The organism is Brevundimonas sp. GW821-FHT10A07 (assembly GCF_059415785.1).
This window is the reverse complement of sequence record NZ_JBWKNX010000008.1, coordinates 73,688-97,523: the sequence shown is the minus strand read 5'-3', so window position 1 is coordinate 97,523 and position 23,836 is coordinate 73,688. Positions and strand designations below refer to the sequence as shown.

The 23,836-nt window shown below is 67.9% G+C and carries 25 protein-coding genes and 1 tRNA gene; 20 read left to right on the top strand and 6 right to left on the bottom strand.

All coding sequences use genetic code 11. The annotated features are described in order from the left end of the window. Window positions 1-25: 25 nt before the first annotated feature. From AC07NC_RS08615 to tdh, 7 genes are all read left to right on the top strand, one after another. Window positions 26-2,005 carry an acetyl-CoA carboxylase biotin carboxylase subunit gene (locus tag AC07NC_RS08615; RefSeq protein WP_494569263.1) on the top strand — a complete coding sequence of 660 codons (1,980 nt, stop codon included), beginning with the start codon at window positions 26-28 and terminating at the stop codon, window positions 2,003-2,005. Window positions 2,006-2,237: 232 nt separating this feature from the next. Further along, on the top strand, window positions 2,238-3,617 hold the full coding sequence (locus tag AC07NC_RS08610) for a methylmalonyl-CoA mutase family protein (RefSeq protein ID WP_494569262.1): 1,380 nt from the start codon (window positions 2,238-2,240) through the stop codon (window positions 3,615-3,617). Further along, on the top strand, window positions 3,614-5,782 hold the full coding sequence (gene scpA, locus AC07NC_RS08605) for a methylmalonyl-CoA mutase (RefSeq protein ID WP_494569261.1): 2,169 nt from the start codon (window positions 3,614-3,616) through the stop codon (window positions 5,780-5,782). The genes AC07NC_RS08610 and scpA overlap by 4 nt, the downstream gene beginning before the upstream one ends. Then, window positions 5,779-6,201 carry a methylmalonyl-CoA epimerase gene (gene mce / locus AC07NC_RS08600; RefSeq protein WP_008264256.1) on the top strand — a complete coding sequence of 141 codons (423 nt, stop codon included), beginning with the start codon at window positions 5,779-5,781 and terminating at the stop codon, window positions 6,199-6,201. Before scpA ends, mce begins: the two co-directional genes overlap by 4 nt. Before the next feature lie 40 nt (window positions 6,202-6,241). Next, a complete protein-coding gene (locus AC07NC_RS08595) occupies window positions 6,242-7,171 on the top strand; it encodes a DUF4232 domain-containing protein (protein ID WP_494569260.1) in 930 nt (309 codons plus the stop codon). Window positions 7,172-7,213: 42 nt separating this feature from the next. Continuing rightward, entirely contained in the window at window positions 7,214-8,404 is a 1,191-nt protein-coding gene (locus tag AC07NC_RS08590) for a glycine C-acetyltransferase (protein WP_494569259.1), read from the top strand. A gap of 104 nt (window positions 8,405-8,508) precedes the next feature. Next, window positions 8,509-9,561 carry an L-threonine 3-dehydrogenase gene (gene tdh / locus AC07NC_RS08585; RefSeq protein ID WP_008258650.1) on the top strand — a complete coding sequence of 351 codons (1,053 nt, stop codon included), beginning with the start codon at window positions 8,509-8,511 and terminating at the stop codon, window positions 9,559-9,561. A 54-nt stretch (window positions 9,562-9,615) separates the two neighbouring features. Here the strand turns inward: tdh and AC07NC_RS08580 are convergent, their stop codons facing one another. Beyond that, window positions 9,616-10,893, bottom strand: coding sequence for a lytic murein transglycosylase (locus AC07NC_RS08580; protein ID WP_494569258.1), 1,278 nt, complete (start codon window positions 10,891-10,893; stop codon window positions 9,616-9,618). Window positions 10,894-11,075: 182 nt separating this feature from the next. On the opposite strand from AC07NC_RS08580, the gene AC07NC_RS08575 reads away from it, so the two are divergent. From AC07NC_RS08575 to AC07NC_RS08555, 5 genes are all read left to right on the top strand, one after another. After that, a tRNA-Ala gene (locus AC07NC_RS08575) sits at window positions 11,076-11,152 on the top strand. 238 nt (window positions 11,153-11,390) lie between these two features. Continuing rightward, window positions 11,391-11,516: a type B 50S ribosomal protein L36 gene (gene ykgO, locus AC07NC_RS08570; RefSeq protein WP_008263184.1), complete on the top strand. Its 126-nt coding sequence runs from the start codon at window positions 11,391-11,393 to the stop codon at window positions 11,514-11,516. Window positions 11,517-11,712: 196 nt separating this feature from the next. Beyond that, complete coding sequence (gene gapR, locus AC07NC_RS08565; protein WP_183195954.1) at window positions 11,713-11,988, top strand: nucleoid-associated protein GapR; 276 nt, start codon at window positions 11,713-11,715, stop codon at window positions 11,986-11,988. Window positions 11,989-12,138: 150 nt separating this feature from the next. Then, window positions 12,139-12,459 carry a hypothetical protein gene (locus AC07NC_RS08560; RefSeq protein ID WP_492100446.1) on the top strand — a complete coding sequence of 107 codons (321 nt, stop codon included), beginning with the start codon at window positions 12,139-12,141 and terminating at the stop codon, window positions 12,457-12,459. After that, the gene (locus AC07NC_RS08555) at window positions 12,459-13,040 is read left to right on the top strand and encodes a DUF805 domain-containing protein (RefSeq protein ID WP_494569257.1); all 582 of its coding nucleotides are present in this window, start codon (window positions 12,459-12,461) and stop codon (window positions 13,038-13,040) included. Before AC07NC_RS08560 ends, AC07NC_RS08555 begins: the two co-directional genes overlap by 1 nt. On the opposite strand, the gene AC07NC_RS08550 is transcribed toward AC07NC_RS08555, so the two are convergent. The 3 genes from AC07NC_RS08550 to AC07NC_RS08540 form a co-directional block, all read right to left on the bottom strand. Next, window positions 13,037-14,485, bottom strand: coding sequence for a sigma-54-dependent transcriptional regulator (locus AC07NC_RS08550; protein ID WP_372705543.1), 1,449 nt, complete (start codon window positions 14,483-14,485; stop codon window positions 13,037-13,039). The two genes, AC07NC_RS08555 and AC07NC_RS08550, sit on opposite strands and share 4 nt — an antisense overlap. A gap of 113 nt (window positions 14,486-14,598) precedes the next feature. Further along, window positions 14,599-16,380, bottom strand: coding sequence for a DUF4153 domain-containing protein (locus AC07NC_RS08545; RefSeq protein WP_494569256.1), 1,782 nt, complete (start codon window positions 16,378-16,380; stop codon window positions 14,599-14,601). Between the two features lie 65 nt (window positions 16,381-16,445). Beyond that, window positions 16,446-16,931 (bottom strand): DUF1203 domain-containing protein, encoded by a 486-nt coding sequence (locus AC07NC_RS08540; RefSeq protein ID WP_494569255.1) that lies wholly within the window; start codon window positions 16,929-16,931, stop codon window positions 16,446-16,448. 104 nt (window positions 16,932-17,035) lie between these two features. Between AC07NC_RS08540 and AC07NC_RS08535 the strand changes: the two genes are divergently transcribed. From AC07NC_RS08535 to AC07NC_RS08500, 8 genes are all read left to right on the top strand, one after another. Further along, on the top strand, window positions 17,036-18,844 hold the full coding sequence (locus tag AC07NC_RS08535; protein ID WP_494569254.1) for a M3 family oligoendopeptidase: 1,809 nt from the start codon (window positions 17,036-17,038) through the stop codon (window positions 18,842-18,844). Between the two features lie 63 nt (window positions 18,845-18,907). Then, a complete protein-coding gene (locus AC07NC_RS08530) occupies window positions 18,908-19,180 on the top strand; it encodes an aa3-type cytochrome c oxidase subunit IV (protein ID WP_008264067.1) in 273 nt (90 codons plus the stop codon). A gap of 94 nt (window positions 19,181-19,274) precedes the next feature. Beyond that, window positions 19,275-20,408, top strand: coding sequence for a Re/Si-specific NAD(P)(+) transhydrogenase subunit alpha (locus tag AC07NC_RS08525; protein WP_494569253.1), 1,134 nt, complete (start codon window positions 19,275-19,277; stop codon window positions 20,406-20,408). Further along, entirely contained in the window at window positions 20,405-20,833 is a 429-nt protein-coding gene (locus AC07NC_RS08520) for a hypothetical protein (protein WP_372705538.1), read from the top strand. Before AC07NC_RS08525 ends, AC07NC_RS08520 begins: the two co-directional genes overlap by 4 nt. 2 nt (window positions 20,834-20,835) lie before the next feature. After that, window positions 20,836-21,171, top strand: a complete 336-nt coding sequence (locus tag AC07NC_RS08515) for an NAD(P) transhydrogenase subunit alpha part 2 (RefSeq protein ID WP_035307110.1) — start codon at window positions 20,836-20,838, stop codon at window positions 21,169-21,171. Next, entirely contained in the window at window positions 21,168-21,434 is a 267-nt protein-coding gene (locus tag AC07NC_RS08510) for a hypothetical protein (RefSeq protein WP_494569252.1), read from the top strand. Before AC07NC_RS08515 ends, AC07NC_RS08510 begins: the two co-directional genes overlap by 4 nt. A 13-nt stretch (window positions 21,435-21,447) precedes the next feature. Further along, window positions 21,448-22,869 carry an NAD(P)(+) transhydrogenase (Re/Si-specific) subunit beta gene (locus AC07NC_RS08505; protein ID WP_494569251.1) on the top strand — a complete coding sequence of 474 codons (1,422 nt, stop codon included), beginning with the start codon at window positions 21,448-21,450 and terminating at the stop codon, window positions 22,867-22,869. Next, window positions 22,866-23,267, top strand: a complete 402-nt coding sequence (locus tag AC07NC_RS08500; RefSeq protein ID WP_494569250.1) for a hypothetical protein — start codon at window positions 22,866-22,868, stop codon at window positions 23,265-23,267. Before AC07NC_RS08505 ends, AC07NC_RS08500 begins: the two co-directional genes overlap by 4 nt. A 9-nt stretch (window positions 23,268-23,276) precedes the next feature. Here the strand turns inward: AC07NC_RS08500 and AC07NC_RS08495 are convergent, their stop codons facing one another. Together AC07NC_RS08495 and AC07NC_RS08490 are read right to left on the bottom strand one after the other, a co-directional pair. Further along, on the bottom strand, window positions 23,277-23,558 hold the full coding sequence (locus tag AC07NC_RS08495; RefSeq protein ID WP_494569249.1) for a DUF2442 domain-containing protein: 282 nt from the start codon (window positions 23,556-23,558) through the stop codon (window positions 23,277-23,279). Then, window positions 23,555-23,830: a DUF4160 domain-containing protein gene (locus tag AC07NC_RS08490; RefSeq protein WP_494569324.1), complete on the bottom strand. Its 276-nt coding sequence runs from the start codon at window positions 23,828-23,830 to the stop codon at window positions 23,555-23,557. Before AC07NC_RS08490 ends, AC07NC_RS08495 begins: the two co-directional genes overlap by 4 nt. Window positions 23,831-23,836: the final 6 nt, after the last annotated feature.

Sequence of the window (23,836 nt, the reverse complement as noted above, 5' to 3'; positions counted from 1 at the left end):
AGTTCACTCTGCTGGCAGGAATTAAATGTTCTCCAAAATCCTTATCGCCAACCGGGGCGAGATCGCGGTTCGGATCATCAAGACCTGCCGCCGCATGGGCATCCAGACCGTGCAGGTCTATTCGGAGGCCGACGCCGGGTCGTTGGCGGTCGAGATGGCCGACGAGGCGGTGCTGATCGGGCCGGCGCCGGCGGCACAGTCCTATCTGCTGGCGGACAAGATCGTCGAGGCGGTGCGCCAGACGGGGGCGCAGGCCGTGCATCCGGGCTTTGGCTTCCTGAGCGAGAACGCCGGGTTCGCGCGGCGGCTGAGGGACGAGGGGATCGCCTTCATCGGGCCGAACCCCGAGGCCATCGAGGCCATGGGCGACAAGATCAGCTCCAAGAAGCTGGCGGCCGAGGCGGGGGTCTCGACCGTGCCGGGGCATATGGGGCTGATCGAGACGCCGGACGAGGCGGTGAAGATCGCCAACCAGATCGGCTATCCGATCATGATCAAGGCCTCGGCCGGCGGCGGCGGCAAGGGCATCCGCGTGGCCCATTCGGACGCCGACATGGCCGAGGGGTTCGCGGCGGTGAAGGCCGAGGCGCTGAACGCCTTCGGCGACGACCGGGTCTTCCTGGAGAAGTTCATCATCGACCCGCGCCACATCGAGATCCAGGTGCTGGGCGACAAGCACGGCCATGTGGTCCACCTGTTCGAGCGCGAATGTTCGATCCAGCGCCGCAACCAGAAGGTCATCGAGGAGGCGCCCTCGCCCCTGCTGGACGAGGCCACCCGCGCCGCCATGGGGGCGCAGGCCGTCGCCCTGGCCCGGGCGGTCAACTATGACAGCGCCGGCACGGTCGAGTTCGTGGCCGGTCAGGACAAGAGCTTCTTCTTCCTAGAAATGAACACCCGGCTGCAGGTCGAGCATCCGGTGACGGAGCTGATCACCGGGGTCGATCTGGTCGAACAGATGATCCGTTCGGCCTGGGGCGAGGCCCTGGCGTTCGAGCAGAAGGACCTGTCGATCAACGGCTGGGCCATTGAGAGCCGGATCTATGCCGAGGACCCCTATCGCGGCTTCCTGCCGTCCATTGGGCGGCTGGTCCGTTATGAGCAGCCCGAGGAAGGCGACCAGGGGGACTACACCGTTCGCAACGATTCCGGCGTCCGCGAGGGCGACGAGATCAGCATGTTCTACGACCCGATGATCGCCAAACTGTGCGCCTGGGGCGAGACGCGCGAGGATGCGGTGACGGGCATGGCCCGCGCCCTGGAGGACATCCATTTGTCGGGCCTGGGGCATAATGTGCCCTTCCTGGCGGCGGTGATGGACCAGGATCGATTCAAGTCGGGGAACCTGTCGACCAGCTATATCAAGGACGAGTTCCCGGACGGCTTTCACGGCCTGCGCCCGACGCAGGACCAGGAGCGGATCCTGATCGCCTCGGCCCTGGCCATGCACGAGGTCATCGCCGAACAGGACGGCGACCCGTCGGATCGCACCGACTGGATCGTGATGATCGACAAGACTCCGCACGGCGTCGGCCTGTCCTATGACGAGGACGAGGAGATGATCCTGACCCTGACGGGCGGGGGCGACATCCGCCTGTCGGACATCGACTGGCGGCCGGGCCTGGCCCAGTTCAAGGCCGAGCTGGACGGCGAGGCCTTCACCGCCGAGGTCAAACGCGTGGCCGACGGCTTTGATATTCGTCACCGGGCGGTGCGGGCGCGGGTGCGGGTGTTGAGGCCGCACGTCGCCGAACTGTATGCGCGCCTGCCGGAGAAGGTGGCGGCGGATACCTCGAAGATGGTGCTGTCGCCGATGCCGGGGCTGGTGGTGTCGATCCCGGTCGTGGTCGGCCAGGAGGTCAAGACCGGGGAGACGGTGGCGATCATCGAGGCCATGAAGATGCAGAACATCCTGAAGGCGGAGCGCGACGGGGTGGTGAAGGCGGTGGGGGCCAAGGACGGGGATCCGGTGGCGGCGGATGATGTGCTGGTGGAGTTCGGGTGATGCCTGCCCTTCTCTTCTTTCGTCATCCTCCGGCGCTCCGCAGGAACGACCGGGGGACCCAGCGGCGCCGTAGCGAAGCGAAGGCGAAAGCCCGCAGGGCGGCGCGTCAGCGCCTCGACGGGCAGGCCGGCGTGTGCGGCAGGTTCGCGCTTTCGCGCGCCGCTGGGTCCCCCGGTCTGCGCCGCTGCGCGGCTTGCCGGAGGATGACGAAAGAAGAAGGGGGGGCGGGCGCATGAGCTTCCCCATCCCCACCCCCCTCGAATGGCGCGAGTCCGCCCAGAAGGCGCTGAAGGATCGGCCGATCGAGGCGTTGATGTCCCTCGACGCCGACCAGTTGGTGACGCGGCCGCTGTACGCCGGAGCGACGGGCGTGCAGCCGATCTTCGCGCCGCGTCCGTCCGATTCCGAAGGCCGGGCCTGGGACCTGCGGACCCTGGTGGAGGGGGATGATCCCGAGGCGGTGAACGACGCCGTCCTGACCGATCTGGAGAACGGCGCCGCCTCGGTGGTGCTGAAGGGGCGGGTGCTGGCGGATTCAGCGCCGCTGGGTCGAGCGCTGGAAGGCGTGGCTCTGGAGCTGGCGCCGGTCGCGCTGGAGGCCGGGATCGACGGGCCGGATGCGGCGAACGCCCTGGCGGTGGTGGCCAAGGGCTCGCCGCGCGCCAAGCTGAGGTTCCACATGGACCCGGTCTCGGCCTTCGCCGAGGCGGGCGGGGCGCCGCGTTCGGTGGAAGAGCATCTGAGCCTGGCGGCCAATACGGCGGCGCGCCATGCGGGCGCCTATCCCGACGCGACCTTCTTCATGGCCAGCGGGCGCGTGGCGCACGAGGCGGGCGGATCGGCGGCGCAGGAGCTGGCCTTTGCGGCCGCCAGCGTGGTGGCCCATGTGAAGGCGGCCGTGGACGCGGGGATGTCGGTCGAGGCGGCGCTGACGGGGACGGTGGTCGGCCTGTCGGTCGATGCGGAATATTTCGACAGCCTGGCCAAGGTGCGGGCCATGCGGCTGATCTGGGCGGCGTTGACGCGAGCCTTCGGGGTCGAGGCGCCGGCGGTGATCGAGGCGCGGTCGTCGCGGCGGATGTTGGCGGCGCGCGATCCCTGGCCCAATCTGCTGCGGCTGACGGCGGCGGGGTTTGCGGGCGCGGTGGGGGGCGCGGATGTGGTGGTGCTGGAGGGCTTCACCCGCGCGACCGGGCGGTCCGACGCCTTTGCTCGGCGGCAGGCGAGGAATACCCAGCTGGTGCTGATGGAGGAGGCCAACCTGGGCCGGGTCGATGATCCGGCGGCGGGGAGCTGGTATCTGGACGCCCGGACGCGGGATCTGGCCGAGGCGGGCTGGGCCGAGTTCCAGATGATCGAGGCCGAGGGCGGTCTGGTCGAGGCCCTGAAGGGGTCGGTGATCCAGCCCCGCATCGCCCGCGCCCGCGCTCTGCGCGAGGCGGCCCTGGCGAACGGCGCGGCCCAGATCATCGGCGTGACCAAATATGTGGACGCGGACGTGCGGCCGGCCCCGGTCGAGGCGGGCGATGAGGCGGCTGCGGCGGTGGAGCGGGCGTGCGAACCCCTGACGCCGATCCGATTTGCGGCGGCCTTTGAGGAGGCGGGCCAATGAGCGCTTTTGGGAGCTTCCCCGACTTCAGCAAGATCGCTCTGGACCTAGGGCCGACGGGGCAGGGGCCGACGCGCGAGCCGTGGCTGACGCCCGAGAGTCTGACCGTCGAGACCGCCTATGGCGCCGAGGCGCTGGAGGGGTTGGATCACCAGGACGGTTTGCCGGGGTTCGCCCCCTTTGTGCGCGGGCCCTATCCGACCATGTATGCGGGCAATCCCTGGACCATCCGCCAGTACGCCGGCTTCTCGACCGCCGAGGAGTCGAACGCCTTCTATCGCCGCAATCTGGCGGCGGGTCAGAAGGGGCTGAGCATCGCCTTCGATCTGGCGACGCACCGGGGCTATGACAGCGACCACCCGCGGGTGAAGGGCGACGTCGGCATGGCGGGCGTGGCCATCGACAGCATCTATGACATGCGGACCCTGTTCGACGGGATCCCGCTGGACCAGATGTCGGTGTCGATGACGATGAACGGGGCGGTGCTGCCGATCCTGGCCCTCTATGTCGTCGCGGCGGAAGAACAGGGCGTGCCGCACGCGGCCCTGACCGGGACCATTCAGAACGATATTCTGAAGGAGTTCATGGTCCGCAACACCTACATCTATCCGCCCGAACCCTCGATGCGGATCATCGCCGACATCTTCGCCTGGACGGCGCAGGAGACGCCGAAGTTCAATTCGATCTCGATCAGCGGCTATCACATGCAGGAGGCGGGAGCCTCGGCGGATATCGAGCTGGCCTATACGCTGGCGGACGGGATCGAATATCTGCGGGCGGGCGTGGCGGCGGGGATGCCGATCGATCGGTTCGCGCCGCGGCTGAGCTTCTTCTGGGCCATCGGCATGAACTATTTCATGGAGGTGGCCAAGATGCGGGCCGGCCGCCTGCTGTGGGCCGAGGCGGTGCGGAAAGAGGGCGGGGTCGATCCGAAATCGCTGTCCTTACGCGCCCACTGCCAGACGTCGGGCTGGAGCCTGGCGGCGCAGGACGTGTTCAACAATGTGCCGCGCACCATGGTCGAGGCCATGGCGGCGGCGGGCGGTCAGACCCAGAGCCTGCACACCAATGCGCTGGACGAAGCCCTGGCCCTGCCCACCGACTTCTCGGCCCGGATCGCGCGCAATACCCAGATCCTGCTGCAGTCGGAGACGGGGCTGACCAAGGTCATCGACCCCTGGGGCGGCAGCTTCTATGTCGAGCGGCTGACGCACGAACTGGCTGAACGGGCGCGGGCTCACATGGCCGAGGTCGAGGCCCTGGGCGGCATGGCCAAGGCCATCGAGGCGGGCATCCCCAAGCTGAGGATCGAGGAATCCGCCGCCAAGACCCAGGCCCGGATCGACACCGGCCAGCAGACGGTGGTGGGGGTGAACAAATATCTGAACCCCGTCGTTGACGATATTCCGATGCTGAAGGTCGACAATGCGGCGGTGCTGGCCGCCCAGATCGACAAGCTGAAACGGCTGAGGGCCGAGCGGGATCAGGCGGCGACCGATGCGGCGCTGGAGGCGCTGACGAACGGCGCGCGGGGCAGCGCCAATCTGCTGGAGCTGGCGGTGCAGGCGGCGCGGGCCAAGGCGACGGTGGGTGAAATCTCCGACGCGCTGGAGGCCGCCTTTGGGCGCCATGTGGCGACGGTCCAGACCGTGTCGGGCGTCTACGCCAAGGAGGCCGGCGCCGATCCCCGCTTCGCTCGCGCCCGCGAGATGGTGGCGACCTTCGTCGAGAATGACGGCGGGCCGCCGCGCATCCTGATCGCCAAGCTTGGCCAGGACGGGCACGACCGGGGCCAGAAGGTGGTCGCCACAGGCTATGGCGACCTGGGCTTCGACGTCACCGCCGGCGCCCTGTTCCAGACCCCGTCAGAGGCCGCGCGCGATGCGGTGGACAAGGGGGTCCATGCGGTGGGCGCTTCGTCCCTGGCGGCCGGACACCTGACCCTGGTGCCGGAACTGAAGGCCGAGCTGGAGAAGCTGGGCCGGCCGGACATCATGATCGTGGTTGGGGGGGTGATCCCGCCATCCGACGTCCAGCCCCTGCTCGATATGGGCGCGGCCGCCGTCTATCTGCCCGGTTCGGCCATCGCCGACACGGCGGTGGACCTGATCGAGAAGCTGAACCAGCGGCTGGGTTACGCCCAGCCCGCGCCTAAGGAGACCGCATGATCGGCGCCCTGAACCATGTCGGGGTCGCGACCCCGTCCATCGCGGACTCGATCAAACTGTATCGCGACATTTTGGGCGCCACCAAGATCGGGGAGCCGTTCGACCTGCCGGCGCAGGGGGTGAAGGTCTGTTTCATCGACACCCCGACGGCCCAGATCGAGCTGATCGAACCCTATGACGACACCAGCCCGATCGTCGGCTTCCTGGCCAAGAACCCCAAGGGCGGCCAGCACCACGTCTGTTTCGAGGTCGCCGACATCCACGCCGCCGTCGCCGAGATGCGGGCCAAGGGCGTCACAATCCTGGGCACGGGCGAGCCGCGCATCGGGGCGCACGGGACGCCGGTCGTCTTCCTGCATCCGCGCGACATGGGCGGGGTGCTGATCGAGCTGATGGAGACGCCGAAAGGCGCGCACTGATCGCTGGAGCCTTTCGCCAGCTTCGCCGTTAAGTTTGCCAATGGAAGACCTGACCATGATGCGCCGCCTGACCGCTTTCGTCGTCCTCGCCGCCCTGACCGGGGTCTCCGCCTGTCAGCAGGCGGAGCCGGAGCAGCCGACCGCCCCGGTCGAGCCCCAGCCGGCGGCCGCGTCGGCCGTTCCGGCTGTCGGCTACGCCTGCGAGAGCGGGGCGATGGTCGAGGCGCGGTATCCCGACACGGCCACGGCGCAACTGGCCTACAAGGGGCGGACCTATGATCTGCGCTCGGTCGAGGCGGCCAGCGGCGCCCGCTATGTCGGCTCGGGCGTCGAATGGTGGACCGCCCCCCGCGACGGCCAGGAGAAGGCGACCCTGAGCCGCCTCGGCCCCAACGAGGAGGTCGGGGTGGCGGTGCTGGAGCAATGCGCGCGGCCGGTGGCGACGGCGGCGACCGCCGCCCCGGCTCCGCAAGGCCTGCCGGGCCAGACGACCACGCCCGCGCCGGGCGGGGTGCTGCCTGCGTCCACGCCCTGCAAGGGACCGCAGCTGAAGCTGGCGGCCGAGGGCGGCGACGCCGGGGCGGGCAACCGGGTGCGCAACTTCAGCCTCCAGAACCTCGGCGCCCAGGCGTGCAGCCTGACCGGTTATCCAGGCGTGACCCTGCTGGACGGGCAGGGGCGGCCCCTGACCTCGATCCGCGCCGACCAGAGCCCCGGCAGCTATTTCCGCCAGGGCCAGGCGCCGACGCCGGTGGAGCTGGCGCCCCGGGCCAAGGCCTATTTCGAAATGGCGTGGAGCGTCGTGCCGGACGAGACGATGCAGAAGACCTGTCCGAGCGCGGCGACCCTACGGGTCACGGCGCCGAACGATACGGCGGCGGTCAGCCTGGCCTTCGCCTTCCAGCCCTGCGGCGGCAAGGTCCGCGTCAGCCCGATCCGGGCCGAGGCCGATCCCGAGATGGCGACCTAAGACGGGTGGAAACCCGGTCGAAATCGGCGTAGGTCGCGGCCCATGACCCAGAGCTTCTATGACCGCGTCGCCGGCGAACTGACCGAGATCGACGCCCAGGGCCTGACCAAGCCCGAACGCATCATCGCCTCGCGTCAGGGGCCGGTGATCCAGGTCGCCGGCCGCGACGTGCTGAACTTCTGCGCCAACAACTATCTGGGCCTGGCGGGCGACGAGCGTGTCGTCCAGGCCGGGATCGCCGCTCAGCAGAAGTGGGGCGCAGGCACGGCCTCGGTCCGCTTCATCTGCGGCACGCTGGAGATCCACAAGGAGCTGGAAGCCGCCATCGCCGGCTATCTGGGCTTCGAGGACGCCATCCTGTTCGCCGCCGCCTTCGACGCCAACGGCGGCCTGTTCGAGCCCCTGCTGGGCGAGAACGACGCCATCGTCTCGGACAGCCTGAACCACGCCTCGATCATCGACGGGGTGCGGCTGTGCAAGGCCAAACGCTATCGCTTCGCCAACTCGGACATGGATGAGCTGGAAAGCCGCCTGAAGGAGGCGCGCGAGGCCGGCGCTCGCGACATCATCATCGCCACCGACGGCGCCTTCTCGATGGACGGCTATATTGCCAAACTGGACGAGATCCGGGCGCTGGCCGACAAGTACGACGCCCTGATCATGGTGGACGACTGTCACGCCACCGGCTTCCTGGGTCCGCAAGGCAAGGGCTCCTTCGCCCATCACGGGGTCGAGGTGGATTTCGTCACCGGCACCTTCGGCAAGGCCCTGGGCGGCGCCATGGGCGGCTTCATCTGCGCGAAGAAGTCGGTGGTCGAACTGCTGAAGCAGCGGGCGCGGCCCTATCTGTTCTCCAACGCCCTGGCGCCGGCCGTGTGCGGCTCCAGCCTGGAGGCCATCCGTATCGCTCAAGGGGCGGAGGGCGACGCCCTGCGCACCCGTCTGTCGGCCAACGCCCACCGCTATCGCATGGCCATGACCGATGCGGGCTTCGACCTGCTGAACGGCGAACATCCGATCATCCCTGTCATGCTGGGCGACGCCAAACTGGCCCAGGATTTCGCAGCGCGCGCGTTGGAGCTGGGCGTCTATGTGATCGGCTTTTCCTTCCCCGTCGTGCCGCGCGGCCAGGCCCGCATCCGCACCCAGATGTCGGCGGCGCATAGCTTCGACCAGATTGACCGGACGGTGGCGGCGTTTACGCAGGCGGGACGAGAACTGGGCGTCATTTAGCCCTCTTCGCGCGCCATCGACGAAGAACAAGCGGTGAGGAGGCGTGGGGCCTCAGCCGCGGGCTTCGGAACAAGCCGAGGCCATAATTTCAGGGAGTTGAGACTATGACCGACACGATGAAAGCCCTGGCCAAGACCGCCCCGGGCGTCGGCCTGGAACTGATCGACGCGCCGATCCCTGAGGCGGGACCGGAGGATGTGCTGATCCGCGTCCATCGCACCGCCGTCTGCGGCACCGACATCCACATCTGGAACTGGGACGAGTGGTCCCAGAAGAACGTCCCGACCCCGATGATCACCGGCCACGAGTTCGCCGGCGAGATCGTCGCCGTCGGCAAGGATGTGGATCGCCCGCTGAAGATCGGCCAGCGCGTCTCGGCCGAGGGGCATGTCATCGACCTGAACTCCGAAGCGGCCCGCGCCGGCCATTTCCACCTGGACCCCAAGACGCGCGGCATCGGCGTCAACCGCCAGGGCGCCTTCGCCGAGTTCGTGGTGGCGCCGGCCTTCAACGTCATCGAACTGCCGGACGACGTGCCCTATGAGATCGGCTCGATCCTGGATCCGTTCGGCAATGCGGTTCACACGGCGCAGCAGTTCGACCTGCTGGGCGAGGACGTCCTGGTCACCGGCGCCGGCCCCATCGGCATGATGGCCGCCGCCGTGGCCCGCCACGCGGGCGCGCGCACCGTGGTTCTGACCGACATCAACGACTTCCGGCTGGAGCTGGCGCAGAAGGTGGCGCCGGGCGTGCGCACTGTGAACACGACCAAGGAAGACATCCACGACGTCATGAAGGAGCTGGGCCTGAAGGTCGGTTTCGACGTGGCCCTGGAGATGTCGGGCTCGCCGATCGCCTTCAGACAGTGCGTCGACACCCTGATCATGGGCGGCGGCATGGCCATGCTGGGCATTCCCGGCAAGCCGATGGAGACCGACTGGGGCGCGATCATCCTGAAGGCCCTGACGATCAAGGGCGTCTATGGCCGCGAGATGTTCACCACCTGGCGCAAGATGCTGGGCCTGCTGAAGGCCGGCCTGGACCTGAGCCCGCTGATCACCCACCGCCTGGACTACGCCGACTACCGCGAAGGCTTCGAGGCCATGAAGTCGGGCCAGTCGGGCAAGGTGGTGTTGAACTGGGACAAGGCGGCCTGAGGCTTTGGCTCACCTCCCCGCGCGCCTTCGCGCGCGGGGAGGTGAAGTCGCCCCTCAGTTCGCCTTGCGGATCAGTTCGTCGGCCAGGGCCGCGGTCAGATAGCCGTCGGCGATGCGGCCGTTGGCCTGTTGCCAGCGGCGCAGGGCCGTGCGCGTGTTGGTTCCGATGACCCCGTCGACCCCTTGAGTGTCATAGCCCAGCCGCGTCAGGGCGGCCTGGGCGCCGATCCGCTGTTCGCGCGACATGGAGGCGTCGTTGGGCCAGGCCTTGGTCAGGCCGGGCTTGCCCATGATCCCGTCCGCCGTCAGGCCGATGGCCAGGGCGTAGGAGACCGAGTTGTTGTAGCGCCGGATCACATAATGGTTCGGCAGGGCCAGGAAGGCCGGGCCGTTGGCGCCCTGGGGCAGCAGGATGGTCGCCTCTTCCAGCGCCTCGGCGCCGTTCGGCGTGCCGCCCTGGGCCAGGCGCACGCCCCTGGCCGCCCAGTGGGCCCAGTTGTGTTTCGGCCCTTCGGCCTCGGCGTAGTTGAAGCCTGCGGGCAGGACGACTTCGTAGCCCCAGCCCTGGCCGCGCTTCCAGCCGGCCTGGGCCAGCAGATTGGCGGCGGAGGCCAGGGCGTCCGCGTCGTCGCCCCAGATGTCGACCTTGCCGTCGCCGTCCTGGTCGACGCCCAGGCGCAGATAGTTGTCGGGCATGAACTGGGTCTGGCCCATGGCCCCGGCCCAGCTGCCCTTCAGGCCTGCGCGTTCGCGGCGGCCGTCGACGACGATGTCCAGCGCGTCCTTCAGCTGGGCCTCGGCCCAGTCGCGGCGGCGGCCGTCATAGGCCAGGGTCGCCAGCGAGCGGATGACGTCATAGTCGCCCTGGACCTGACCGAAGGCGCTCTCCTGAGCCCAGACCCCGACCAGGATTTCGGACGGCACGCCGAAGCGCTGGACCACCGGCCACGGCACGCGGTCGATCCGCTGCTTGGCCTGGGCGATTCGCACCGGCGTCACCGCATTCTGGATATAGGCGCCGGCGGGCTTTGAGAATTCGGGCTGATTGCGGTCCAGCCGCACGACCGAGGCGTCGGGCGTCAGCCCGGCCAGTTCGCGTTCGTAGTCGGCGCGACGGCCCCCGCCCTTGCGCGCCAGGAATCCCTGTTTCCAGCCTTCGAAACCCTGCTGGTCATAGGCGGCCAGGGGCGGCGTCTGGGGCGCGGGCGTCGGCGCCGCGACGGGCGCGCCCGAGTCAGGCGTCGGCGTCGGCAAATTGACGGGCGGCTCGGGCAGCATCGGCGCGCAGGCGGCGACACAGCAGATGAGGAGTAGGCGATAGGAAAAGCGCATGAGATTCAGACTACAGCCCCCGAGGTAATAGGTGAAATGACATCCGCGCGAATGACTTTCACGCGCCACAAAGCGCCTGTGGCGCGAAAGCGGCGCCGGGAGACTCCCCTATTGACGTCGTTAACCCTCAATTTCATCGACGCGCTAACGAACTGCGGCGTATTGGCGCAGGGTCCTCTGACGGCCTGATGGCGGAGTGGCGACGCGACGGGCGTGCAACCCCGGAAACCCTCCGTTCGACTCGGAGGTCAGGCCTCCATCTTTTTTTGGTGCTATCGCCCTTCGGGCTGCTTGAGCCCATGTTTTGGGTGCTACCGCGCTTCGCGCTGCTTGAGCACGGGGTGGGGAAGGTGGTTCGGGCAGGCTGGGACTGGCTTTTATAGGGTTTTGGCCTGTAGCGGGTTGACCTTCTCCGGACCGCTCTCTATACGACCGCCTCCGCCGCGATCCGACCGGGTCAGCGGCTTTCTTATTGGCTTCTCTCAGGACGTCCGACCATGAAGGTCCGCAGCTCGCTCAAGTCCCTGAAGACCCGTCACCGCGACTGCAAGGTCGTGCGTCGCAAGGGCGTGGTCTTCGTCATCAACAAGACCGACCCGCGCTTCAAGGCGAAGCAGGGCTAAGCTGCGTTCGCGGCGCGCCGCTCTGGCGGCGTGCGCACGCAGGGCCGCGCTTAGGTCGCCCGAAGGGCGATAGCGCGACAAAAGCTCTGACGATCCACAGGCTGCGGGCTTTGTCCGCGGCCTTTTTCGTGTTCGGCGGTTGAGCCGCGCCGCTGGGCGTGGTTAGCGTCCGCGCTTGATTTCTGGAGTATTCCCCATGGCCGATGACGCCGCCTTCGACGCCTCGTCCGATGTTCTGACCGCGACGGCCCAGGGCCGGCTGCGCACCATCATCGAGCGCCTGGAGCGCCTCGAGGAAGACAAGCAGGCCGTCATGACCGACATGAAGGAAGTCTTCGCCGAGGCCAAGGGCGAGGGCTATGACGTCAAGATCCTGCGCAAGGTCATCCGCATCCGCAAGCAGGACAAGGCCAAGCGCCAGGAAGAGGACGCCATCCTGGACCTCTATATGTCGGCCCTGGGCGAGATCTGAGGCTGACCCGGCTTGAAGCGCACCCCCTTCAAGCCAGGCGGCGGCCTTTCGCGCTCAGGCGGGCTGAAGGGCGGTAGCGGGTTCAACACGCGCTCAAGCAGCCCGAAGGGCGATGGCGCGCCCAAGAAAGCTCCGCCGAGCCCGTTTGAGATCCAGCGCGAAGCGGCCAAGCGCGCCGCACTCAACGCATTGAAACGCGCCCGCCGCTCGGCAGAGAAGGCGGGCGTTTCTCTGTCCGAATGGGAGGGGGAGTTCCTCGATTCGGTCGGCGAGCGGGTCAAGACCCACGGCCGCGCCTTCGCCGACCCCGAAAAGGGCGCGCCCGGTCAGGCCCTGTCGGCCATGCAAGGCCGCAAGCTGAAGGAGATCACCGCCAAGGCGAAGGGCGAGGAGCCGAAGCGTTGGGGACGCAGCAAGACGTCTGGCTCGAATCGACCTCAGGATGACGGCAACACGACGGGGGAAGACTGATGTACGCTATCCTAGCCGGCTTTCGCCGCTTGGCGGATTTCAAAGGACGGGACAGGCGATCGCAGTTCTGGCCGTATGCCCTTGCCGTTGTCGGACTGTCCTTCGTCGGGCTTTGGTTGGGTATGATCCCGACGATGACCGCCGTGTTTGAACAGGCGTCTGCGGCCGCAGCGACAAACCCCGAGGCAGCGACCGTTGTCAGCGGCCCGGGGCACTACTCGGTCGAAATCCACGATCCGACCTTCATGCCGGATATGGGCCCGTTTTTCCTGGTTCTGAGGATCGGCGTGGCAGCGGTTGTGATCCTCTTGGCCGCCGCCGTGACGCGCCGTCTGCATGACACCGGCCGGGCGGGCTATTGGGGTCTGCCGCCTGTGGTGTTCCTGACGATCGGCCTGACGGCGTTTCCCGCTGTTATGACCAGCTTCATGCAGGAGGATGCGCCGGACATAGGCCTGTTCATGCTGCTGTTTCTCAACAACGTCCTCTACATGGCCAGCCTGATCGGTCTCGTCATCCTGCTTGTGCTGGACGGCAAGAAGACGGTGAATCGCTACGGTCCTCCGCCGGCTGGATCTTAGCCCGCCTCTTTCAGCTGCCCCTCCAGCCCCTGTTCGCGGACCTTGCGGTACAGGGTGGAGCGGCCGATGCCGAGGCGGCGGGCGATTTCGCTCATGTGGCCGGCGTAGACCTCGATGGCGTGCTGGATCAGGTCGCGTTCGATGTCTTCCAGCGTCCGCAGATGGCCGCGGTCGTCCAGGATGCGGATCGGCTGTTCCGGCAGGGGCGGCAGGTCGGCGTAGGAAGGGGCGGTCTGGGCCAGAGCCGTCGTCGCCTCCGGCATGGGCGCCACCACGCCCGAGATGGACGGGAAATCATAGGGCTGAAGGAAGGGCGAGTCGGCCAGGACGATGGCGCGGAACACCGCGTTCTCGAGCTGGCGCACATTGCCGGGCCAGTCGAAGGCCTGGAGCATCGCCTGCGTCTCGGGCGCGCAGGCGACGATCCGCTTGCCTTCCTCGGCGTTGAACCGGGCGATGAAGTGATCGACCAGGGCCGGGATGTCCTCGCGGCGGTCGCGCAGGGACGGGGCCTCGATCGGGAAGACGTTGAGGCGGTAGAACAGATCCTCGCGGAAGGCGCCGTCCTTGACCTGTTGGGCCGGGTCGCGATTGGTGGCCGAGACGATGCGGACGTCGATCTTGACCGGCCGCTTGCCGCCGACGGGATCGATCTCGCTCTCTTGAAGGGCGCGCAGCAGCTTGACCTGAAGGTCCAGCGGCAGTTCGCCGATCTCGTCCAGGAACAGGGTGCCGCCGTCGGCCTCGCGGAACTTGCCCAGGGTCTTGTCGACCGCCCCGGTGAAGGCGCCCTTCTCGTGACCGAACAGGATGGATTCCGCCAGATTGGCCGGCAGGGCGCCGCAGTTGACGGCGACGAAGGGCTTGCCGGCCCGGTCGCTGGCGCCGTGCAGGGCGCGGGCGATGACCTCCTTGCCGACGCCGCTTTCGCCGGTGATCAGCACCGGAATGGACGACTTGGCGGCCCGCGTTCCAAGAGCCTTGACCATTCGCATGGGGGCGCTGTCGCCGATGATATCGTCGAAACTGGCGCGCCCTTGCGCGCGCTTGGTCAGTCGGCCGACTTCGGCGGTCAGCTGGGTCATCTTCAGGGCGTTGCGCACCCCGACCAGCAGACGCTCGGGTCCGACCGGCTTGACGAAGAAGTCCTGGGCGCCGGCCTGCATGGCCTTGACCACGGTGTCGATGCCGCCGTTGGCCGTCAGGACGATGACCGGGGTGGTCACGCCCGCGCTGCGCAGCTCGGCCAGGCATTCCAGACCCGACATCTCGGGCATCACCATGTCCAGCAACAGCATGTCTGCGCCGCCGCCCCGGAGCATGCGGTCAATGGCTTCGCCGCCCCCGGCCGCATGGACCACGGCGTAGCCGTCGCGTTCGAGCACGGCCTGCAGCAGGCGGCGCTGGGTCGGATCGTCGTCGACCACCAGAACGGTCTTGGCCATGGGAGCCCCTTGTCATCACCGATAGGCCGCCCGTGGTGCGGACTGGCCCGTTTCGGGACGATTTCTAGGGGGACGAGGTGAAAATCGGGTGAGAGGGCGTGGTGACCGGGACGTTAACCAGGTAACGCCGTCGCGCACCGAATCTGCGGCTGGGCCTTCAGCGTCTGATCGCCCACGACCAGGTCTGGCAGGCTGGCGGGGGCGACGGTCACAGCCTCTGCGAAGGCCTTGGGCAGGTCGTTCGGCGATGCCTTCCCGCACATGACGCTGTAGGATCCGGTTTGCGACCATTGCCCCCCGGCGTCCTGGGCGAAAGCCATGATGGACCCCGGCGCCGCCAGCAGAACCTCGACCCGGCCGTCGCCGTCCAGGTCCAGGGTGCGCAGGCGGCAGGGCGCCTCGCTGTTGCAGGTGTACATCAGGGCGTCCTGGCGACCCAGCTGGGCGGTGAAGCTGGGCGGGGTCGTCTGGCCGTCGACCGGCTGGATCCGGATGCCCGCCAGCCGTTCGTTCCGGTCCTGGATAGAATAGGCCTCGCGATCTACGCGCACGCGGGCCGCCCGCGCCAGCTCGGCGATCTCCGCGTCCGGCGACTGTATCAACCGATCAAGCGCAGCCAGCCCCGCCTTGCCGCTGTCGAAGCGCAGGAAGTCAAAGTCGAAATCCTTGGCCGCCACGGCCCCGCGCTCCAGCCGCGCAACCTGATCCGCCGCCGACAGTCGCGCCGGGTCGGCCAAGGGGCTGAACAGGGCCAGGATGACCGCGACCGACAGGACGGCGGCGAGGATGTTGGTCGGCTCCAGCGGCTTCATCCAGGGGCCGGGGCGGACGGCGGCGAACAGATAACCCAGGCCATAGACCGCGCCGATCACAGCGCAGGCCGCCGCGATGATCCGATCCGGCGTCAGCCCGTGCTGACCGATCCGCAGCGCCAAGCCCCAGAAGGCCAGGCCGACCAGGGGCGCGATCAGGGCCGAGGCGACCCGGACGCCGTAGCGCAGCACCACCGGGGGGCGATGGTCGGGACGTCCGTCCTGATAGGCGGTGTTGATCAGCACGATCAGGGCCGCCGCCGCCGACAGCACCAGGGCCGTCGCGCTGCCCGTCTGCCACAGGCCGTCCAGGCCGGTGAAGGGCAGGGCCAGCAGGAAGCCGCCGACCAGCACCGTGATCACCAGCAGCAGCCAGGACAACAGCATCAGGGCCACGGTCCGCACGCCCCGGATCAGACCGTCGCGCACATCGGTCAGATGCACCGCCGTGGCGAAGGCCAGGCTGGTCAGCGGCAGGGAGAACCAGCTCTCTTGCAGCAGGTCGCTGAGGAAGCTGAGCCCGATGATCTTGAACAGGCTGGCCCCGAGCAGAAGCAGCAGCCAGAAGGCGCCGGCGAAGCCGATGGACAGCACCCCCTGCACCCCCGCCATCCAGGCGGCGTCGAAATAGGCCGGATAGGAGGCCGCCAGCCGGCGCTCGCGGTCTGCCGGCACGACCAGATGATGGGCGATGAACAGGGCCGCCGCCGCGAAGACGAACAGGGGGAAGGTCGCCTCGCGGGCGCCGTCGGCCTGACGGGCGATGTCGTGCCAAGCCAGCAGGGCCAGCACCAAACCTGCGATCAGGCTCCAGACCACATAGACCCACAGCCTCAGCTTGCCGACGCCGGACAGCAGGACGGCGGGCAGGAACAGGGCGGTCAGCAGGGCCGGCGCGAACAGGTCGGGATGGCGCTGCGACCAGCTGGCGCTGTCGCCCTCGGTGGCGCGCAGCAGCAGGTACAGGACGATCCCCTGCAACAGGCCGACCGTCAGCCGCACGATGGCGATCCGGCGGCGGTCGCCGTCCGGCGTGGTCCCGCCCCAGCCCGTGCCGAGAATATTCGCCGCTTCGGTGGTCATGACGCGCCCTTTTTGTCCGGTTCGGAGCCCGACCTGGGCGCGCCATCTAGCCGGATCGGGGGTGTTCAGGGAAGCGGCGCCTCGATCCGACACGCCCGCGCCAGATAACAGCCGCGCGGGGCGAAATGGATGTGGACCTGGTCCAGGGCCGGATGGTCGAACGCCTCGGCCAGCCGCGCGTCCAGATCGGCGCCGTCGATCACCAGTCCCTCCAGCATCATGTTGCGCCGGTCATAGAGGCGCAGCGACAGCGGTCGTTTGGTCAGCATCTCCGGCGCCGGTCCGGTGATCGGCGCCTGTTCCACCGCCGACTCGCGCACGAAGGTCGGTCCCGAGGCGCGATAGGGCGAGGTCGGGTCGGTCAGATGGGCGTGATTGACCAGCACCAGCGCCTCGCCGGCGTCGGCGTCGCGCAGACTGACCCGGCAGGGCGCGCGGCCGGGGGCGTCGGCGACCCAGCGGCGCGCGCCGACGGCGGCTAAGTCTTTATCGGACATGGCGAAATAGGGCGAGAACGGCGCCAGTGGCAGGGCTTCGATACGGTAGGTCATTTGGGATCTCCGGGGTGAGGTCCTTTGCTTGCGATGATCCGCGCGTGTCGTCTGGCGGCTTCCGGCCGTTGCATCGGCCTCGCCGCGCCCCCACAAAGGCAGGCATGAACGCCCCCTTCAAAGCCCTCTCCCAGTCCGACCCTGCGGAAGCCCCTCTGTGGGACCTGACCGACCTCTATGGTTCGCGCGACGACGCCCGGATCGCCGCCGACCTGGATCGGGCGCGCGCCCTGGTGGACGAGATGAACGGCCTGCAAGGCCGGCTGGCGGGGCAGGGCGGCGATCCGGCTTCCTTGGGCGCCGCGCTGGATCGGGCGATCAGCCTGTATGAACAGGCCTCGGACGTGCTGGGCGCCCTGGGCGCCTACGCCTTCCTGGCGGCCTCGACGGCGCGGGACGACGCAGGGGCGCAGGGGTTCGAAGCGGATGTGCGCGAGAAGATCACCGCCATCGCCACCCCGACCGTCTGGCTGACGCTGGAGATCAACCAGATCGACGACGCCGCGCTGGAGGCCGCGCTTCAGGCCCACGCTGGCGCATCGCGCTGGCGGCCGTGGCTGCGGCGGGTGCGGGCGATGAAGCCGCACGAACTGTCCAGCGAGCTTGAGACCTTCATCGCCGAACGCGGCCCGATCACGGCCCAGTGGCCGCGCCTGTTCGACGAACAGCTGGCGGCCCTGCGCGCCAAGGCCGGGAATGAAAGCCTGACCCTGGCCGAGGCCCTGAACCGGCTGTCGGACGCCAAGCCCGCGCGGCGCAAGGCGGCCGCCGAGGGCCTGTCGGAGGCCTTGGCCGCCCGCGCCCCGACCCTGGCCCTGGTGCTGAACACGGTCGCCGCCGACAAGGCGATGGAGGATCGCTGGCGCGGCTTCAAACGCCCCGCCGACAGCCGCCACCTGGGCAACGAGGTCGACGGCGAGGCGGTGGACGCCATGGCCGAGGCCGTCGCCGCCGCCTATCCGCAGCTGTCGCACCGCTATTATGCGCTGAAGGCCAAGGCCATGGGCAAGGCGCGGCTGGACCACTGGGACCGCAACGCCCCGATCGAGACCACCGCCCCGCGCGCCTTCACCTGGAGCCAGGGGCGCGAGATCGTTCTGGACAGTTTCTCCGACCTTGGGGCCGAGTTCGCGGAGCGCGCCGCCGGTTTCTTCGACAAGCCGTGGATCGACGGCCGGGCCCGACCGGGCAAGCAATCGGGCGCCTACGCCCACCCGGTCACCGCCGACCGCCACCCCTATGTCTTCCTGAACTGGATGGGCGAGCGGCGCGACGTCCTGACCCTGGCCCACGAACTGGGCCACGGGGTGCACCAGACCCTGGCGGCGGACCAGGGCACGCTTCTGGCCGACACCCCCCTGACCCTGGCCGAGACCGCCTCCATCTTCGCCGAGGGTCTGACGTTTGATCGCCTGCTGGCGACGGCGCCCAAGCGCGAGCAGCGCGGTCTGCTGGCCGGGCGGATCGAGGACGGGCTGAACACGGTGGTGCGCCAGATCGCCTTCCACCGGTTCGAGACCCGCTTCCACGACGAGCGCCAGAAGGGCGAGGTCTCGCAGCAGCGGATCAATGAGCTATGGCTGACCGAGATGGGCGCCTCGCTGGGGCCGGCGGTGACGCTAAACCCCGGCTATGAGCACTGGTGGGCCTATGTCAGCCACTTCGTCCACTCGCCCTTCTACGTCTACGCCTACGCCTTCGGCGACCTGCTGGTGGCGGCGTTGATGGAGGCGCGGCGGGCCGATCCGACCGGGTTCACGCCCCTGTACCGCGACCTGCTGGCCGGCGGCGGGGCCAAGACCTATGTCGAGGCGCTGAAGCCCTTCGGCCTCAATCCGCGCGATCCGGCCTTCTGGAGCGTGGGCTGCAAGCGGCTGGAACGTCTGGTGGATCAGTTCGAAGCGCTGGGGTGAGAGGCTGGCGCCCGGCTGAACCCGCGCTATAGTCGCCTCAACGACAAGACCGAGGGAGTTCTCATGGCCGACGCTCACAATCCCGCCACCGCCGAGGCAGACGCCGACGCGACCGCCTATGTCCGGGGCGGGATGCAGATCAATGAACAGGCGGCGACCTTCAAGCTGTTCATGGATCTGGCCAAATGGGGCTCGCTGGCCGTGGCCTGCCTGCTGCTGTTCCTGACCCTGTGGTTCCATCCGGGCGGAAACCTGATGGCGGCCCTGGTCGGCGCAGTGGTGCTGGGGGGCGTCGGCTTCTTCGCCCTGAAGCCCAAGGCCGACGCGGGCCACTGAGCCTCCGTCCGCAACGATGCAATAACGACGCGCTTTGACGGCGTCTTCGGAACCGGCCTAGTCTCGCGTCCCATACAGGAACAAGGGGATTCGCTTGGCCGTCGCTATCGCCGCCACCCGTGAACGTCGCGAAGGCGAGACGCGCTGCGCCGTCACGCCCGAGACGGTCAAGAAGCTGATCGCCCTGGGCGCGACCGTCACGGTCGAGGCCGGGACCGGCCTGGGCTCCTCCATTCCCGACGCCGACTACGCCGCCGCCGGCGCGGCGGTGAAGCCCGACACCCGCGCGGTGCTGGACGGCGCCGACATCGTGCTGAAGGTGCGCGGCCCGACGGCCCAGGAGACCAGCGCGCTCAAGCCCGGCGCCATCGTCATCGCCATGCTGGACGCCTGGCGCGACAAGGCCACGGTCGAGGCCCTGACCGGCGCCAACGCCACCGCCTTCGCCATGGAATTCGTGCCCCGCATCACCCGCGCCCAGGTCATGGACGTCCTGTCGTCCCAGGCCAATCTGGCCGGATACCGGGCGGTGATCGAGGCGGCCTACGCCTATGGCAAGGGGTTCCCGATGATGATGACGGCGGCCGGCACGGTCGCCGCCGCCAAATGTTTCGTCATGGGCGTCGGCGTCGCGGGGCTTCAGGCCATCGCCACGGCGCGACGTCTGGGCGCCGTCGTCACCGCCACCGACGTCCGTCCCGCCACCAAGGAACAGGTCGAGAGCCTGGGCGCCAAATTCCTGGCCGTCGAGGACGAGGAGTTCAAGAACGCCCAGACCGCCGGCGGCTACGCCAAGGAGATGTCGGCGGAATATCAGGCCAAGCAGGCCGAACTGACCGCATCTCACATCGTCAAACAGGATGTGGTGATCACCACCGCCCTGATCCCCGGCCGCCCGGCGCCGCGCCTGCTGACGGCGGCCCATGTGGCCTCGATGAAGCCGGGCTCGGTCATCGTCGATCTGGCGGTCGAGGCGGGCGGAAACGTCGAGGGCTCGAAGCTGAACGAGGTCGTGACTACGGCGAACGGCGTGACCATCGTCGGCTGGTCCAACCTGTCCGGCCGCATCGCCGCCGACGCCAGCGCCCTGTACGCCCGCAATCTGACGGCCTTCGTGGGGCTGATGGTCAAGGACGGGGTTCTGGCGGTCGATCTGGAGGACGAGATCCTGAAGGCGGCCGTTGTGACGCACGGCGGGGCCGTGGTGCATGAGGGGGTAAGGGGATGAAACTCTCTCGATGGATACGAGCGGGCATTTGGATTTTGGTCCTCGCCATGGCCACACAGAGCTTCTGGGAGCGGTGGTCGGACTTGAGAAGCACGCAACCTGAAGCGTCCGTATGGATGTTTGCGGGGGAAGAAGCATTGCGGCTGGTGATTGGCGTTGTTGTTCTGGGGCTGGGGTTGATGCTGGTGCTTGCGGGGCAGGAGGTTTTCGATCGGCTGACGAAGCCTCATTTGCCAAAGATGCTCCCGTTTGTGGTCGCGGGCCTGAGCATAGCCGTGGCGGCGACAGCGGTTCTGATCTGGGTCGGATCTGCATGGGCGCCGCTCGCCGTCGCGGTCGCTATAGGGCTTGCGGTCTATACGGCGAAGGCCGCCGGGCTAGAGCCCAAGCCTAAGTCTGACAATCTCCCTCGCGCGGAAGGCTGACCATGGAACATGTCGATCCCACCGTCTTCCGCCTGGCCATCTTCGTCTTGGCCATCTTCGTCGGCTATTACGTCGTCTGGAGCGTGACGCCGGCTCTGCACACGCCGCTGATGGCCGTGACCAATGCGGTGTCCAGCGTCATCATCGTCGGCGGCCTGATCGCGGCGGCGGCTGTGTCGGGCGATGCGACCGGCCCCAGCGCCTGGATCGCCAAGGGCGCAGGCGTGGCGGCCGTGACCCTGGCGAGCGTCAACATCTTCGGCGGCTTCATGGTCACCCGGCGGATGCTGGCCATGTACAAGAAGAAGGAGCGGCCGGCTCCCAAGGGCGCAGCATGATCGATCCCGCGCAGATCGCCATAACCGGCTCCTGGATCGCCACCGGCGTCGGCTTCGGCCTGTGGCTGTATGGCTGGTTCGGGACGAAACTGCCGCTGAAGCGTCAGCGGCTGCACGACTGCGGCATCGCCCTGGTCTTCTCGGCCATACTGGTCCGGGTCATGAGCCAGGAGCGGCCGCTGGGTGTTTTTGAATGGGCCCTGTTCTTCATCGGCCCGTTGTTCATCGCCGCCGCCCTGTGGCGGCTGGCGCGCACGTCTTGAGGGGAGGGGCGTGATGAACGCATCGTTGGCCGCACTGGCCTATCTGGTTTCCGGCGTCCTGTTCATCCTGTCGCTGCGCGGCCTGTCCAGTCCCGAGACCAGCCGCCAGGGCAACACCTTCGGCATGATCGGCATGGCCCTGGCCATCGGCGTGACCCTTCTGACCCTGGGAACCACCGGGGCGCTGGACGCCGTCACCCTGGCCCTGATCGCGGGCGGGGTCATCGTCGGCGGCGGGACCGGCGCCCTGATCGCGCGGCGCGTCGCCATGACCGACATGCCCCAGTTGGTCGCCGCCTTCCACAGCCTGGTCGGCATGGCCGCCTGCCTGGTCGCCATCGGCGCCGTCTATGCGCCCGAGGCCTTCGGCATCCTGTCCGAGGACGGGACCGGCATCAAAACCCTGTCGATCATCGAACTGTCGCTCGGCGTCGCCATTGGGGCCATCACCTTCACCGGCTCGGTCATCGCCTTCGCCAAGCTGAACGGCAATATGTCGGGTGCGCCCATCATCCTGCCGGCGCGGCACCTGATCAATGTCGGCCTGGGTCTGGGCCTGGTCTTCCTGATCGGCATTCTGATCGGCACCGGCGGGGCGGCGACCTGGGCCTTCTGGGGCGTCTTCCTGATCGCCCTGGTGCTGGGCGCGACCCTGATCATCCCCATCGGCGGCGCCGACATGCCCGTGGTGGTGTCGATGCTGAACTCCTATTCCGGCTGGGCGGCGGCGGCCCTGGGCTTCACGCTCGAGAATATCGCCCTGATCATCACCGGCGCCCTGGTCGGCAGTTCGGGCGCCATCCTGAGCTACATCATGTGCAAGGGCATGAACCGCAGCTTCATCAGCGTCATCCTGGGCGGCTTCGGCGGCGCGGACGCCGCGGCCGGTCCGGCCGGCGCCAAGGAGACCCGCCCGGTCAAACAGGGCTCGGCCGAGGACGCCGCCTTCATCATGAAGAATGCGTCGAAGGTCATCATCGTGCCCGGCTACGGCATGGCGGTGGCCCAGGCCCAGCATGCGCTGCGTGAAATGGCCGACAAGCTGAAGGAGGAGGGGGTCGAGGTGAAATACGCCATCCACCCCGTGGCCGGCCGGATGCCCGGCCACATGAACGTCCTGCTGGCCGAGGCCAATGTCCCCTATGACGAGGTGTTCGAGCTGGAGGACATCAACGCCGAGTTCGCCACCGCCGACGTCGCCTTCGTCATCGGCGCCAACGACGTCACCAACCCCGCCGCCAAGACCGACCCCCAGTCGCCGATCTACGGCATGCCGATCCTGGACGTGGAAAAGGCCGGGACGGTGCTGTTCATCAAGCGCGGCATGGGCTCGGGCTATGCGGGCGTGGAGAACGAGCTGTTCTTCCGCGACAACACCATGATGCTGTTCGCCGACGCCAAGAAGATGGTCGAGGGGATCGTGAAGGCGCTGTGAGCGCCGAAGTCCGGACCTATGTGCGGTTCGTCTGCTTTCAGAACATCGGCCGTCAGCGCAGCCGCCTTGGATTGTTCAAGGCCATCGCCGAAGCGGTGGAAAGCGATCACGCGCCGAGTTGGGCAGTTGTTGAGGCGCGAGCATTGAGCGCTTGGTTCAACGCGAATCTCGCAATTCCAAAAACCTTCTCAGCAGGCGGACATAAGGGCTACGGGCAACCCGGACTCTCCTGGTTCAAGCCTGTGGCCAAGGAGCACATCCGTCAGATGCACCGATTGAAGCTGGCCTTGGAGGCCTGCGGCATTCACGTCGACGTCCTGACTACTCGCGATCCGGGCCTTGTTGTCTGGCAGGATGAGCATCAACTCGTCGCCGAGCCGCGGGGACGAAAGTTCTAAGGCGCATGTTCACGCCGCCTCGCTCACCGGCCGCAACGTCCCCGCCTCACGCATCAGCCTGTGCGCGTTGATCGGATCGATGTCGCAGCCGTTGGGCCAGGTCGGAACGCCCATCTCGACGAAGACGCGGGCGAAGAAGGCGGGGTCTTTCAAGGGCTCGGTCATCGGCCCCAGGGCCGTGAATTCGCTCAGATCGACGACGCCCAGGGTGTCGTCATCGAACACGATCTCCAGTCGGTGGTCGGCCAATGCCCGAACGCGGCGGGCCCGGACCATCTTGATCTCAGTCATCCGACAGACCCCCGATCCTGAACGTCGGCTGTCCCGACACCGGCCAAATCCCAATTCCGCATCAGATCGACGCGGTTCTTCACCAACCACTCTACCACATAGCGGGTTTCGCGTCGCGGCAGGCGACCCGCGATGACCTTGCCCGTCCTGATGTCGAACAGCGCTTCGGCGTCGCCGTAAGGGCATGGATGTGCGGCGGCGCATGATCGAAGAAGTTGATGCGCACCACGATGCCGAAGAAGATCGATATGATAGGCATGATTAATGATCATCAAGGA